Source organism: Pseudomonas sp. P2S-1 (assembly GCF_057197725.1).
In genome coordinates this window covers 5609554-5622509 of record NZ_CM170068.1, presented here as the reverse complement: position 1 = coordinate 5622509, position 12956 = coordinate 5609554, and the positions used below count along the sequence as shown (strand labels likewise).

The following is a 12956-nucleotide window of genomic DNA, read 5'->3' as shown; positions in this document are numbered from 1 at the left end:
TATAAGACCTAGTGCTTTAGTCGGGATTGCGCCTGAACGGCGGCGCAGATCATAGCAAAGTCGGGGCGTGATCACACACCCCGATTTACCGAGCGGGCTGTCAATGCGTCGGCGCGTCGCTGCGCACCTCGCCCTTGACGCAGGCGAAGTCTTCTTCGTGCAGCGGTGGCAGCTCCTTGGCGCAGTAGTCGCTGCCGAGCTTGGTCAGGGCGCCGCACATACCTTCGAGGCGACCGTCGACCGCCTGCAGGTGGTCGAGCAACTGGCCGATGGCACGGGCGACCGGGTCCGGCATGTCTTCGCTGACGCCGTAGGCATCGAAGCCGATCTTCTCGGCCATGGCCTTGCGCCGGGCTTCCTGCTCGACATCGGTCTTGACGATGATCCGCCCGGGAATGCCCACCGCCGTGGCGCCGGCCGGCACCGCCTTGGTGACCACGGCATTGGAGCCGATCTTGGCCCCGGCACCGACGGTGAACGGACCGAGCACCTTGGCGCCCGCCCCTACCACCACGCCGTTTTCCAGGGTCGGATGACGCTTGCCCTTGTTCCAGCTGGTGCCGCCCAGGGTCACGCCCTGGTACAGGGTGACGTCATCGCCGATCTCGGCGGTTTCGCCGATGACGATACCCATGCCGTGGTCGATGAAGAAGCGCCGGCCGACCTTGGCTCCCGGGTGAATCTCGATACCGGTCAGCCAGCGCCCGAAGTTGGACACCAGGCGGGCCAGCCACTTCCAGTCCTTCTTCCACAGGCAGTGCGCCGCGCGGTGCAGCCAGATCGCGTGCATGCCCGGATAGCAGGTCAGCACCTCAAAGGCATTGCGTGCCGCCGGGTCACGGTGGAAAACGCTTTGGATATCTTCACGCAGACGCTCGAACATTTACTGATCCTTCCGCTTGTGCGCATCGCCCCGGGCCGCTTTCTGGGTTTCGGTGAGGATGCCGCGCAAAATACTCATTTCCGAACGATTCACCGCACTGCGCCCGAACAGGCGACGCAGACGCGGCATCAGGTGCTTGGGCTTGGCCGGGTCAAGGAACCCGATCTGCACCAGGGTGCTTTCCAGGTGTCCGTAGAACCGCTCCATCTCGTCCATGGTGGCCAGTTCCTCGACCACTTCGTCCTTGTCCGTCTTCACCACCTGCGGCTCACGGGCCAGCCAGGCAGTCCGAACCTCGTAGCTCAGCACCTGCACCGCCGCCGCCAGGTTCAGCGAGCTGAAGTCCGGGTTGGAGGGGATATGCACATGATAGTGACATCGCTGCAGCTCTTCATTGGTCAGGCCGGCGTGTTCACGACCGAAGACCAGGGCGACTTCCTCGCCTTGCGCCGCTCGTCCGATGGATTCGCTCCCGCATTCGCGCGGGTCGAGCATCGGCCAGGGCAGGCTGCGACTGCGGGCGCTGGTGCCGACCACCAGGGTGCAGCCGACCAGGGCGTCTTCAAGGGAGCCGACCACTTGCGCGGACGCCAGCACATCATCGGCGCCGGAAGCCCGGGCACTGGCCTCGGGAGCAGGGAAATCCGCCGGATTGACCAGCACGAGGCGCGACAGTCCCATGTTCTTCATGGCACGCGCAGCTCCGCCGATATTGCCGGGGTGACTGGTACAGACCAGGACGACACGAATATTTTGCAGCACGTCAGGCGCTCACAGACATGGAATCAGGGGGAGCAAATCTTACAGAAGGGACCGTCGCAACGCTACGTAAGCAAATGTTGCCCCACCCAGCCGGAACTTTTCTGATAGACTGTGCGGCTTTCATTTCTTTAAAACTCAGGTGAAACGTCCATGCAGCCCATGCTGAATATCGCGCTGCGCGCCGCCCGCAGCGCCAGCGAACTGATTTTCCGCTCAATCGAACGCCTGGATACCATCAAGGTTGATGAGAAGGACGCCAAGGACTACGTGTCCGAGGTCGACCGCGCAGCCGAGAAGGTCATCATCGATGCGCTGCGCAAAGCGTATCCGAACCACGCCATCCAGGGCGAAGAAACCGGTCTGCATGCCGGCAGCGGCGAAGGTGAAGACTACCTGTGGATCATCGATCCGCTGGACGGCACCACCAACTTCCTGCGTGGCGTTCCTCACTTCGCGGTCAGCATCGCCTGCAAATACCGTGGTCGCCTGGAGCATGCCGTGGTCCTCGACCCGGTTCGCCAGGAAGAATTCACCGCCAGCCGTGGCCGTGGCGCCCAGCTCAATGGCCGCCGCCTGCGCGTCAGCTCGCGCACCAGCCTGGAAGGCGCCCTGCTCGGCACCGGCTTCCCGTTCCGTGACAACCAGATGGAATACCTGGACAACTACCTGGGCATGTTCCGCGCCCTGGTTGGCCAGACTGCCGGCATTCGTCGCGCGGGTTCGGCGAGCCTGGACCTGGCTTATGTGGCTGCAGGTCGTTTCGATGCATTCTGGGAGTCGGGCCTGTCCGAGTGGGACATGGCTGCGGGCGCGCTGCTGATCCAGGAAGCGGGCGGCCTGGTCAGCGACTTCACCGGTGGCCATGACTTCCTCGAGAAGGGCCACGTGGTCGCGGGCAACATCAAGTGCTTCAAGGCGGTACTGACGGCGATCCAGCCGCACCTGCCGCCTTCGGTCAAGCGCTGAGTTTCGCCTGAAATGAAAAAAGCACCTTTCGAGGTGCTTTTTTTGTGCCCGGATTTCAAGGCCGCCGCGTACCCTGTGGGAGCTGGCTTGCCAGCGATAGCTATGGTGGATTCACTACAGCAATCGCTGGCAAGCCAGCTCCCACAGGTTAGGTGTCAGCCTTCAGACAGGATTACTGAGCCGGCTGAGCCTGCCCCAACACCAGGTTGCCCTGCTTATCCAGCGGAATCTGCGACCCCGGATCCCGGTCCATACGCACCTGTCCGGCCTTGTCGCCGATGGTGTACTTCACGTCATACCCGACAACCTTCTCGCTGACATCATTCACCGTGTTGCAGCGGGTCTGGGTGGTGGTGTAGGTATCGCTGTTCTGCATGTGCTCCTGCACCTTGTTGCCGGCATAACCGCCGCCGACCGCACCGGCCACGGTGGCGATCTTCTTGCCGGTGCCGCCACCAATCTGGTTGCCGAGCAGGCCGCCGGCCAGTGCACCGACCACGGTACCCGCGATCTGGTGCTGGTCCTGCACCGGTTTCTGGCGGGTGACCGTGACGTCCTTGCAGACTTCGCGTGGCGTCTTGACGGTCGTCTTGACCGGTTGCACGCCCGTTACCTGAGCGTATTCCGGCCCGTTGTTGACCAGGCTGTAGGTCGCGACAGCACCTCCGGCAGTCACACCGACAGCACCCAGTACCGCACCCACGAGCATCGACTTGTTCACGTGAACCTCCTGATTTACCTGCGGACCTCAATCCGCGCTTCTCCCAGCCTTGGAGCAAAAAAAAGGGCGCGAGTTCAACACTCGCGCCCTTCTCTTCCGCCAAACGGCGTAGGAAGAATCCTTATGGACGGTCGTCCACGCCTTCGGTTTTGGCCGGAGGAATCAGGTCTTCAGTGGTCAGGTTCAGCCAGATCAGCACCACGTTGGCGATGTAGATCGACGAGTAGGTACCCGCCAGAACACCGACCAGCAGCGCCACCGAGAAGCCCCAGAGGTTGTCGCCACCGAAGATCAGCAGGGCGGCGATGGCCAGCAGGGTCGACACCGAGGTGGCCACGGTACGTAGCAGGGTCTGGGTGGTCGAGATGTTGATGTTCTCGATCAGCGTCGCCTTGCGCAGCACGCGGAAGTTCTCGCGAACCCGGTCGAACACGACGATGGTGTCGTTGAGCGAGTAGCCGATGATCGCCAGGACCGCCGCCAGCACCGTCAGGTCGAAGGTGATCTGGAAGAACGACAGGATACCCATGGTCACCACGACGTCGTGGACCAGCGAGAGGATCGCGCCCACCGCGAACTTCCACTGGAAGCGGAAGGCCAGGTAGATCAGGATGCCGCCCAGCGCCATGAGCATGCCGAGGCCGCCCTGATCGCGAAGTTCCTCACCCACCTGCGGGCCGACGAACTCGACGCGCTTGACCGTTGCCGGGTTGTCGCCGCCGATTTTCTTCAGCGCGTCGGCAACCTTGTTGCCCAGCTGAGGATCATCGCCGGGCATGCGCACCAGCAGGTCGGTGGTTGCACCGAAGCTCTGCACCACGGCCTCGTGGAAACCGGAGTTGACCAGTTCCTCGCGAACCTTGCCAAGATCGGCCGGACGCTCGTAGGTCAGCTCGATGAGCGTACCCCCGGTGAAGTCCAGGCCGAAGTTCAGCCCTTTGTGGAACCAGCTGAACAGAGCCACCACTGTGAGGAGCATGGTGACGGCGAACGCAATATTGCGCACGCCCATGAAGTTGATCGTACGTAGCATGGCAGCCCCTTAAACCCACAGCTTCTTGATGTCGCGGCCGCCATAGATCCCGTTGACGATCGCACGGGTAACCAGAATGGCAGTGAACATCGAGGTGAAGATACCCAGCGACATGGTGACCGCGAAGCCCTTGACCGGGCCGGTGCCCATGGCGAAGAGGATGCCGCCGACCAGCAGGGTGGTCAGGTTGGCGTCGAGAATCGCCGTGTAGGCACGGTCGAAACCTTCGTGGATGGCGCGTTGCGCCGACATGCCATTGGCCAGCTCCTCGCGGATACGCGAGAAGATCAGCACGTTGGCGTCGACCGCCATACCCATGGTCAACACGATACCGGCGATACCAGGCAGGGTCAGGGTCGCGCCGAGCAGCGACATCAGCGCCAGCAGCAGGACCATGTTGCCCGCCAGGGCGACGGTGGCGATCAGACCGAAGAAGCGGTAGATGGCCATGATGAACAGGGAAACGAACAGCATGCCCCACAGGGATGCATCGATACCCTTGGTGATGTTGTCGGCACCCAGGCTCGGGCCGATGGTGCGTTCTTCAGCGAAGTACATCGGTGCGGCCAGGCCACCGGCACGCAGCAGCAGGGCCAGTTCGGACGATTCGCCCTGGCCGTTCAGGCCGGTGATGCGGAACTGGCTGCCCAGCGGCGACTGGATGGTCGCCAGGCTGATGATCTTCTTGTCTTCCTGGAAGGTCTGGATCGCCACGTCTTTTTCGACACCATCGACCACCTGCTTCTCGTAGCGGGTGACCGGACGCTGCTCGATGAAGATCACCGCCATGCTGCGACCGACGTTGCTGCGGGTCGCACGGCTCATCAGCTCGCCGCCGTGGCCGTCGAGACGGATGTTCACCTGCGGACGGCCATGCTCGTCGTAGCTGGCCTGGGCATCGGTAACCTGGTCACCGGTGATGATCAGGCCACGCTCGACCGGCGCGGAACGCCCGCCTTCACGGAACTCGAAGACCTCGGTAGTGGCTTTCGACGCACCAGGCTCGGCGCCCAGGCGGAATTCCAGGTTGGCGGTCTTGCCGAGGATACGCTTGGCTTCGGCAGTGTCCTGCACGCCCGGCAGCTCGACCACGATGCGGTTGGCACCCTGGCGCTGTACCAGCGGCTCGGCGACGCCCAGCTCGTTGACCCGGTTGCGCACGGTGGTCAGGTTCTGCTTGATGGCGTATTCACGGATTTCCGTGATCTTCGCCGGCGAGATCGCCAGACGCAGGACCGAGAGCTCGTTACGCTCGGTGGTGGTCAGGTCGAAATCGTTGAAATTCTTGCGGATCAGGTTGCGGGCCTGTTCGCGGGTCGCATCGTCGGAGAAGCCCAGCTGGATGCCACCATCCTGCTGCGGCAGGCTGCGGTAACGGACTTTCTCTTTGCGCAGAAGGCTTTTGACTTCGCCCTCGTAGACTTTCAGGCGCGCGGCCATGGCCTTGTCCATGTCCACTTCGAGCAGGAAGTGCACACCACCGGACAGGTCGAGACCCAGCTTCATCGGGTGAGCCCCGATGCTGCGCAGCCATTGCGGCGTGGTCGGGGCCAGGTTCAGCGCCACCACGTAATCATCGCCCAGAGCCTTGCGCACGACATCCTTGGCCGGAAGCTGGTCTTCCTGCCGGGACAGGCGCACCAGTGCACCCTTGCCGTTTTCGCCCAGGCTGGCGCCCTTCACTGCAATCCCTGCGTCGGCCAAAGCCTTGCTGACCCGGTCCAGATCGGCCTGGGTCACCTGCAGCGCAGTGCTTGCGCCACTGACCTGTACAGCCGGATCGTCAGGATAGAGGTTGGGAGCGGAATAAATAAAACCGATCGCCAATACCGCCAGGATCAGTACGTACTTCCATAGAGGAGTTTTGTTCAGCATCACGCCGCCCGTTCAAGACGCGGGGCGCCTTGCGCGCCCCGTCGATTGGATAAAAACTAATCAGATCGCTTTCAGCGTACCTTTCGGCAGGGTGGCCGCGATGGCGCCCTTCTGGAACTTCAGTTCGACCGAGTCGGACACTTCGAGCACCACGAAGTCATCGCTGACCTTGACGATCTTGCCGGCGATACCGCCGTTGGTGACCACTTCGTCACCCTTTTGCAGGGCGCTCAGCAGGTTCTTCTGCTCTTTGGCACGTTTGGCCTGTGGGCGCCAGATCATCAGGTAGAAGATGACCAGGAAGCCGACCAGGAAGATCCACTCGAAGCCGGTACCGGCCGGGCCGGCAGCAGCGGCAGGGGCTGCGGCGTCCGCGTAAGCGGCAGGAATCAGAAAGCTCATTTAGCACTCCAGTTGCAGAAGTTGGTTTTTGTCAGGATGGCAAATACATCAATCCAAAGGCGGTACGGGAAGCCCGCGCTTGGCGTAAAAGGCGTCGACAAAGGCGGCCAATGTACCTTGTTGAATAGCCTCGCGCAAACCAGCCATCAAGCGCTGGTAATGACGCAAGTTATGGATTGTATTCAACATGGCGCCGAGCATTTCGCCGCATTTATCCAGGTGATGCAGATAGGCGCGGGAGAAGTTCTGGCAGGTGTAGCAGTCGCAGGTCGGATCCAGGGGCGAATCATCGTGACGATGGAACGCGTTGCGGATTTTCAGCACGCCGGTATCGATGAACAGATGACCGTTCCGCGCATTGCGGGTAGGCATCACGCAATCGAACATGTCGACGCCGCGGCGCACACCCTCCACAAGATCTTCCGGCTTGCCAACACCCATAAGGTAACGAGGTTTGTCAGCGGGCATCTGGCCCGGCAGGTAGTCGAGCACCTTGATCATCTCGTGCTTCGGCTCGCCCACCGACAGACCGCCGATGGCCAGGCCATCGAAGCCGATCTTGTCCAGGCCTTCCAGGGAGCGCATGCGCAGGTCCTGGTGCATGCCGCCCTGGACGATGCCGAAGAGTGCTGCGGTGTTATCGCCGTGGGCGTTCTTCGAGCGCTGGGCCCAGCGCAGCGACAGCTCCATGGACACCCGCGCCACGTCTTCGTCGGCCGGGTACGGGGTGCACTCGTCGAAGATCATCACCACGTCGGAGCCCAGGTCGCGCTGGACCTGCATCGACTCTTCCGGGCCCATAAAGACTTTCGAGCCGTCGACCGGGGAGGCGAAGGTCACGCCCTCCTCCTTGATCTTGCGCATCGCGCCCAGGCTGAACACCTGGAAACCGCCGGAGTCGGTAAGGATCGGGCCTTTCCACTGCATGAAATCGTGCAGGTCGCCGTGGGCCTTGATCACCTCGGTGCCTGGGCGCAGCCACAGGTGGAAGGTATTGCCGAGGATCATCTCGGCGCCGATCGCCTCGATGTCCCGCGGCAGCATGCCCTTGACCGTGCCGTAGGTGCCCACCGGCATGAAGGCCGGGGTTTCCACGGTGCCACGGGGGAAGGTCAGGCGGCCGCGACGGGCCTTGCCGTCGGTGGCCAGCAACTCGAAGGACATACGACAGGTGCGACTCATGCTTGATCCTCGGGGCCGCGTGGCGCCGGATTGCGGGTGATGAACATGGCATCACCGTAACTGAAGAAGCGGTACTCGTTGTTCACCGCCGCCGCGTAGGCAGCCATGGTTTCCGGGTAACCGGCGAAGGCCGAAACCAGCATCAGCAGCGTGGACTCGGGCAAATGGAAGTTGGTGACCAGGGCATCGACCACATGGAACGGCCGGCCGGGGAAGATGAAGATATCGGTATCGCCGCTGAACGGCTTGAGCACGCCATCACGCGCCGCGCTCTCCAGCGAGCGCACGCTGGTGGTGCCCACCGCCACCACCCGGCCACCACGGGCGCGGCAGGCGGCCACGGCATCCACCACATCCTGGCCGACTTCCAGCCACTCTTTATGCATGTGATGGTCTTCGATGCGCTCGACGCGCACCGGCTGGAATGTCCCGGCACCGACGTGCAGGGTCACGAAGGCGGTCTCGACGCCTTTCTCGGCGATCTTCGCCAGCAGGTCCTCGTCGAAATGCAGGCCGGCGGTTGGCGCGGCCACGGCGCCGGCGCGCTCGGCGTACACGGTCTGGTAGCGCTCGCGATCGGCGCCTTCGTCGGGGCGGTCTATATAAGGAGGCAACGGCATATGGCCGACGCGGTCCAGCAGGGGCAGCACGTCCTCGGCGAAGCGCAGTGCGAACAGGGTGTCGTGGCGCGCAACCATTTCTGCCTCACCGCCGCCGTCGATAAGGATCTGCGTGCCTGGCTTGGGCGCCTTGCTGGCGCGCACATGGGCGAGGACGCGATGGCTGTCCAGCACACGTTCGACGAGGATTTCCAGCTTGCCGCCGGAGGCTTTCTGGCCGAACAGGCGGGCCGGGATGACGCGGGTGTTGTTGAACACCATCAGGTCGCCGGGGCGCAGGTATTCCAGCAGATCGCCGAAATGCCGGTGCGCCAGTGCGCCGCTCGGGCCATCGAGGACCAGCAGCCGGCTCGCCCGGCGTTCGGCCAGCGGATGACGGGCGATCAGGGAATCGGGGAGTTCGAAAGAAAAATCGGCGACGCGCATGGCAGTGGGGTACGGGTTCGACAGGGCCGGGAAGTTTAGCCGAAAGCGGAAAAATTGACCATGAAAGCTGATTGACCAACGGTAGGGGGCTCTTTATACTCCGCCGCCACATGCCCTGATGGCGGAATTGGTAGACGCGGCGGATTCAAAATCCGTTTTCGAAAGGAGTGGGAGTTCGAGTCTCCCTCGGGGCACCAAGATCGATGAGAAAGCCGACTTTTTAGTCGGCTTTTTTGTGCCTGGGATTTGGAGTTGGAGATGCGGTGCTGCATTTTCTCTGTGGGAGCGAGCTTGCTCGCGAAGGGCTCACCCCACATAGACTTCTGGCTCCCCGGAACCCCGGCCCATTCATCCAATGTGGTTGACACGAGTGTCACCTTCTATATCCTTGCATTTGAGGACTGCAACTGCGCATACGTCGGGACTGGGTACCAGCAACATCCCCCCCGCATTTTGGCAGCAGAGAAAGCTGGTTTCTCTGAAGTAGTGACGACGGACATTTTCCGCCGGATCCTGAACCCAAGGCCGTGAGACCGGGAGCTAAAGGATCGCTGCGACTACTCCTCAAAAATTCAAAAGGCGCCCACGTGGCGCCTTTTTTATTTTTGAGCTCGCTCAGAGTCTGCTGGCTCCCCCACCACGACTCTTCGTTGTCGAGGAATTTGTCCTACCAACGTGCCATGCACTCGACGCTGTGGATACCAGGTAACGACGTAATACCCAAAACCAGACGCCCGCTCATGGCGCGGCTCAAGAATCAGGCAGCCAGCAGATGTCCTAAGCACTGCGATACGGTTGCCCCCTCGCTGCTCCTTGAACTCACAATAGATCTGCGCCCCAGGCACAATCATTTTGGCGATGTGGTCAGCGACGCCATCAATGCTGATGCAACCATACCTAAGCAAATCAGCCTGGTGCGCCTCCCACACATGAATCACTCCAAACCCGCTGTTGACCCGGCGGTGAGCCCCTACACGAAGATAAACTTCGCCGCCGGGCAGACCGAACTTTGGCATATCGGGAATCGTGCCGAAACTGAACCCGCCAGCAGGATGTGGCACAAGAGTGTTCGGTTTAAGCTTGAGCAATTCAGACAAGCGCCCTCCCCAAGTTCATGACTCAAGGCGATGCGTTCTGCCATATCTGCTTGAGGTCTTGATCGCGATTCATGGTTTTCCTCGATGAGCGTTTAGAACAGCTCTGCCAGCACACGCCCGCTCCCAGCATCAGGAAATCCTACCGCTTCAAGAGGGAAGTAAAAGGTGTCGCATATAGCTACGAAAACCCTGCCATTTCCGACTTTCTTGTAGGCAATTTCCCAAGCATACTCCCGCCCACCTCCTGACGGTTGCGTCCTCTGGAAACGGTGCCTACGCTTCGCCGGTCGTTGCCAAATCAACGACCGGATTAGCAGTCCGGCCATGAGAGAAACCACCAGCGAGCGTTACGGCGGCTGTATGTGTGGGCACCTTCGGGTGCGCCGGGTTTTCTCTCATGTTCCGGTCTGCTAACCCACATACAGTCGCCACCATTCGTTTAGCAGCGACATGGAGCGACCCATCGAAACATGAGAGAGATACGTCATGAAGAAGATCGTTCCCGATCCACCACCCGTTCTATGCATTCGCGCGGGTATGTCTACCGAAGAAGCCATCCACAACGCTGAGAAGCACCTGCAAAGCGCGCTTTTCTCGCTGACCCGGTTGCCTTCACAACCATTGCTCGCTGATCAGACGAAAGTCAGCGCCGCTATCGTCAATCTGAAGATCAGCAGAACGTTGCTGACTGTCGCCCGGGCAAAATCAGGCGCCAGCGTGCCGATCCGCTAGCTACCTCGCCGCGGGCTTGTCCCGCGGCACTGCGCTTCCCCTCCTCTCGATCGTTACTCGCTGCCAGCCAGCTAAAAATCCTCCCGCTTCGCGCGCCGCCGCCGCACTCGCCTTCCTCTGTTGTCTTCCTCCAGCGCCGTATATGAAACCGACGAATCTTCGAGCGAGCGGAAGATCCGGTCCATCAGCCCCAGTTGCCAAAGCACGAGCATCAATGTCCTGGCACTGACCGACGGGTCTCCACACTCGATGCGGCGAAGCATCTTTTCAGGAACCCCAAGGCGGGCAGTCACATCTTTTTGTCTGACGTCCTGGGCGAGGCGCGAAGCCTTAACCATGAGCCCAATCTTCAAAAGGACCGTGGCGCAGTCGATGGGAAAATAGTCTTTCATAAGCGGCCTGATACTGTCTGGTTATCCACAAGATGCTGTGCGGTTAAGCATGCGGAGACTGACCGTTTAATTGATATAAACGGATTGAAACAGGCTGTTTATCTGGGCGCTGCTGGCGAGGAGGTAGCTCTTGGCGCGGGTCTCATTTTTAGCGAGAACCTTGTGATTAGCTGTGCTGCGAATGTAGGTAGATCAGCTAATGATCGCTGGTTGAGCGGTACATTTGGCAAGCGTTAAATGCCAGGCGGCGAAGCGCCCAGCGATCCAAAGATCTGCAATGCAAAAGCATGTGGTCGGTCAGATTAGCCACGCACTGACCATCGAGAAATGTATATCAGCAACTCGTGCTGGATGGTTTTGGGACCGCTGCGCGGTCCATCGCAGGCAAGCCAGCTCCTACAGGGGACTGGCTCACTTTCTGCTCAAGCGCTCGACCACCGCCAGCATTTTCGGCCGCTGCCCAGCCCACTCCTCCCGGGTGATGCCGAGCAACACAACATCAACCCGCACTCCATCTTTCTCAACATTCCTGCGTCGCACGCCCTCGATGGCAAACCCAAACTTCTGGTGCATCTTCACAACTGCCCCATTGCTGTCTAGCACTTCGCAATTGAGCTTCTCCAGCCCCGCCTCGCCGAACGCATGATCCAGCAGCCAGAACTCGACCAAGCTGCCGAGCCCTTGCCCCTGCAGTTCCGGATCGAGGTAGAAAGCCCAGTCGGCGGTGTTGTGCGTGGCGCTGATGCCGTTGAGCGAGACGATGCCCGCCACGCGGTCATCAAGGCAGGCCACAAACACGCGTTGGCGTGGATTGTCCATCAGCGAGACGAGCCAGTTCCGATGCTCCTCTGCAGAGATTTCGTGGCTGCTGTACATGAAGCGGCGCACATCGACATGGTTGCGCAACTCGCGGACACGGGCCTGAACGTCAGCCCCACAGTCGAGGATGTTGATGAAGTGCATGGGAAATCACCGGCAGACGCTGGCTGGAGACGAGGGAAAATCATACAGCCTTGCCGGCTTACTTGAGAGCCCTTCCAAAGCAGGAAGGGTGTCGGCAAAGCCGCTTCCACAGAGAGCGGCTCCGCCTTTCTGCCACGCGGGTGGCTTATTGCTCAGGCACACGCACCAGGATCTGCTTGCCCTTTTCTTCGATGGTGATGTCGATTTCGTTGCCGTTATCCAGCAGCGCGGTCGCGCGGTAGAAGCCGGTCTTCGGCTCATCGTCGATGGTCACTTTCACACACGAGGAGCCCTGGAAGAACTGCTTGTGGATGATCTCGGTCACCAGCGGGCAAGCCGCATCCTCGATATTCGCTTCAGCGCCCATGGCTCCCAGTACACCGGAAAGCAAGGCAGCCGGGAACCAGGCGAAGAAGTAGTGCTTCTTGTGACCTAGCAGGTTGGCACGTTTCCACAGGTAGACCGGCACTACCAGGCACCACCAGGGGCTCGGCGCCGGGTGCCCGCCCGCCTTCAGTTGCTTCGCATCCCCGATGCAGGCAGCGATGCACAGGCCGAGGTAACCGAAGGAGTAGTTTTTCCCGGTCAACAGTTCAAGTACACCAAAGGCCAGCACGCCGCCGATCAGCGTCCAGACGTAACGGTTGTCGACCGGCGCGGCAGCAAGCGGCGGCGGAGCGGCAGAACGGTGGCCTGTTGCTCCCAACTCGGTATCCTTCAACGACACCCAGTTACCCTTGCCGGGCCAAACCTGGGTGTCCGGGTGAATGGTGTTCGCGGTCACGAACTGCTTCATCTGATCGAGAGTAAAAGGCCCTTGCTGCGCGCCGTTCGACGCGTAATACCACGATGCTTCCGACATCCCTGTTCTCCTTGAGGCTTGGACTACCCACCTCACAAAG

14 protein-coding genes and 1 tRNA gene are annotated in these 12956 nt (G+C 61.0%); 3 read left to right on the top strand and 12 right to left on the bottom strand.

Annotated elements, in window-relative coordinates:
* Window positions 1-100: 100 nt before the first annotated feature.
* Both cysE and trmJ read right to left on the bottom strand, forming a co-directional pair.
* Window positions 101-883, bottom strand: a complete 783-nt coding sequence (gene cysE / locus AC2CQI_RS25230) for a serine O-acetyltransferase (protein WP_075806549.1) — start codon at window positions 881-883, stop codon at window positions 101-103.
* A complete protein-coding gene (gene trmJ / locus AC2CQI_RS25225) occupies window positions 884-1645 on the bottom strand; it encodes a tRNA (cytosine(32)/uridine(32)-2'-O)-methyltransferase TrmJ (RefSeq protein WP_484578240.1) in 762 nt (253 codons plus the stop codon).
* A 150-nt stretch (window positions 1646-1795) separates the two neighbouring features.
* On the opposite strand from trmJ, the gene suhB reads away from it, so the two are divergent.
* Complete coding sequence (gene suhB, locus AC2CQI_RS25220) at window positions 1796-2611, top strand: type III secretion system regulator SuhB (RefSeq protein WP_075806547.1); 816 nt, start codon at window positions 1796-1798, stop codon at window positions 2609-2611.
* Between the two features lie 172 nt (window positions 2612-2783).
* On the opposite strand, the gene AC2CQI_RS25215 is transcribed toward suhB, so the two are convergent.
* The 6 genes from AC2CQI_RS25215 to queA all read right to left on the bottom strand — a co-directional run bounded on the left by AC2CQI_RS25215 (window position 2784) and on the right by queA (window position 8870).
* Entirely contained in the window at window positions 2784-3332 is a 549-nt protein-coding gene (locus AC2CQI_RS25215) for a glycine zipper 2TM domain-containing protein (protein ID WP_075806546.1), read from the bottom strand.
* A 121-nt stretch (window positions 3333-3453) separates the two neighbouring features.
* Window positions 3454-4365, bottom strand: coding sequence for a protein translocase subunit SecF (secF, locus tag AC2CQI_RS25210; RefSeq protein ID WP_009399715.1), 912 nt, complete (start codon window positions 4363-4365; stop codon window positions 3454-3456).
* Between the two features lie 9 nt (window positions 4366-4374).
* Window positions 4375-6240, bottom strand: coding sequence for a protein translocase subunit SecD (secD, locus tag AC2CQI_RS25205; protein ID WP_484578239.1), 1866 nt, complete (start codon window positions 6238-6240; stop codon window positions 4375-4377).
* A gap of 60 nt (window positions 6241-6300) precedes the next feature.
* Window positions 6301-6642 carry a preprotein translocase subunit YajC gene (yajC, locus tag AC2CQI_RS25200; protein ID WP_075806543.1) on the bottom strand — a complete coding sequence of 114 codons (342 nt, stop codon included), beginning with the start codon at window positions 6640-6642 and terminating at the stop codon, window positions 6301-6303.
* A 48-nt stretch (window positions 6643-6690) separates the two neighbouring features.
* Window positions 6691-7806, bottom strand: coding sequence for a tRNA guanosine(34) transglycosylase Tgt (tgt, locus tag AC2CQI_RS25195; RefSeq protein ID WP_178392087.1), 1116 nt, complete (start codon window positions 7804-7806; stop codon window positions 6691-6693).
* A gap of 14 nt (window positions 7807-7820) precedes the next feature.
* Window positions 7821-8870, bottom strand: coding sequence for a tRNA preQ1(34) S-adenosylmethionine ribosyltransferase-isomerase QueA (gene queA / locus AC2CQI_RS25190; RefSeq protein ID WP_484578238.1), 1050 nt, complete (start codon window positions 8868-8870; stop codon window positions 7821-7823).
* A 112-nt stretch (window positions 8871-8982) separates the two neighbouring features.
* Between queA and AC2CQI_RS25185 the strand changes: the two genes are divergently transcribed.
* Window positions 8983-9067 (top strand) — tRNA-Leu (locus AC2CQI_RS25185).
* A gap of 402 nt (window positions 9068-9469) precedes the next feature.
* On the opposite strand, the gene AC2CQI_RS25180 is transcribed toward AC2CQI_RS25185, so the two are convergent.
* The gene (locus AC2CQI_RS25180; RefSeq protein WP_484578237.1) at window positions 9470-9967 is read right to left on the bottom strand and encodes a hypothetical protein; all 498 of its coding nucleotides are present in this window, start codon (window positions 9965-9967) and stop codon (window positions 9470-9472) included.
* Between the two features lie 486 nt (window positions 9968-10453).
* Here AC2CQI_RS25180 and AC2CQI_RS25175 point away from each other — a divergent pair, with 486 nt between their 5' ends.
* Complete coding sequence (locus AC2CQI_RS25175; protein WP_484578236.1) at window positions 10454-10699, top strand: hypothetical protein; 246 nt, start codon at window positions 10454-10456, stop codon at window positions 10697-10699.
* Between the two features lie 71 nt (window positions 10700-10770).
* On the opposite strand, the gene AC2CQI_RS25170 is transcribed toward AC2CQI_RS25175, so the two are convergent.
* The 3 genes from AC2CQI_RS25170 to AC2CQI_RS25160 all read right to left on the bottom strand — a co-directional run bounded on the left by AC2CQI_RS25170 (window position 10771) and on the right by AC2CQI_RS25160 (window position 12916).
* The gene (locus AC2CQI_RS25170) at window positions 10771-11091 is read right to left on the bottom strand and encodes a transcriptional regulator (RefSeq protein WP_484578235.1); all 321 of its coding nucleotides are present in this window, start codon (window positions 11089-11091) and stop codon (window positions 10771-10773) included.
* Window positions 11092-11502: 411 nt separating this feature from the next.
* Window positions 11503-12054: a UDP-4-amino-4,6-dideoxy-N-acetyl-beta-L-altrosamine N-acetyltransferase gene (pseH, locus tag AC2CQI_RS25165; protein WP_484578234.1), complete on the bottom strand. Its 552-nt coding sequence runs from the start codon at window positions 12052-12054 to the stop codon at window positions 11503-11505.
* Between the two features lie 145 nt (window positions 12055-12199).
* Entirely contained in the window at window positions 12200-12916 is a 717-nt protein-coding gene (locus AC2CQI_RS25160; RefSeq protein ID WP_484578233.1) for a DUF4339 domain-containing protein, read from the bottom strand.
* Window positions 12917-12956: the final 40 nt, after the last annotated feature.

What these genes read in the sequence shown, in the direction of transcription:
- cysE (WP_075806549.1), bottom strand. Translation starts at nt 883, where the DNA reads ATGTTCGAGCGTCTGCGTGAAGATATCCAAAGCGTTTTCCACCGTGAC.
- suhB (WP_075806547.1), top strand. Translation starts at nt 1,796, where the DNA reads ATGCAGCCCATGCTGAATATCGCGCTGCGCGCCGCCCGCAGCGCCAGC.
- secF (WP_009399715.1), bottom strand. Translation starts at nt 4,365, where the DNA reads ATGCTACGTACGATCAACTTCATGGGCGTGCGCAATATTGCGTTCGCC.
- secD (WP_484578239.1), bottom strand. Translation starts at nt 6,240, where the DNA reads ATGCTGAACAAAACTCCTCTATGGAAGTACGTACTGATCCTGGCGGTA.
- yajC (WP_075806543.1), bottom strand. Translation starts at nt 6,642, where the DNA reads ATGAGCTTTCTGATTCCTGCCGCTTACGCGGACGCCGCAGCCCCTGCC.
- tgt (WP_178392087.1), bottom strand. Translation starts at nt 7,806, where the DNA reads ATGTCCTTCGAGTTGCTGGCCACCGACGGCAAGGCCCGTCGCGGCCGC.
- queA (WP_484578238.1), bottom strand. Translation starts at nt 8,870, where the DNA reads ATGCGCGTCGCCGATTTTTCTTTCGAACTCCCCGATTCCCTGATCGCC.
- AC2CQI_RS25175 (WP_484578236.1), top strand. Translation starts at nt 10,454, where the DNA reads ATGAAGAAGATCGTTCCCGATCCACCACCCGTTCTATGCATTCGCGCG.
- AC2CQI_RS25170 (WP_484578235.1), bottom strand. Translation starts at nt 11,091, where the DNA reads ATGAAAGACTATTTTCCCATCGACTGCGCCACGGTCCTTTTGAAGATT.
- pseH (WP_484578234.1), bottom strand. Translation starts at nt 12,054, where the DNA reads ATGCACTTCATCAACATCCTCGACTGTGGGGCTGACGTTCAGGCCCGT.
- AC2CQI_RS25160 (WP_484578233.1), bottom strand. Translation starts at nt 12,916, where the DNA reads ATGTCGGAAGCATCGTGGTATTACGCGTCGAACGGCGCGCAGCAAGGG.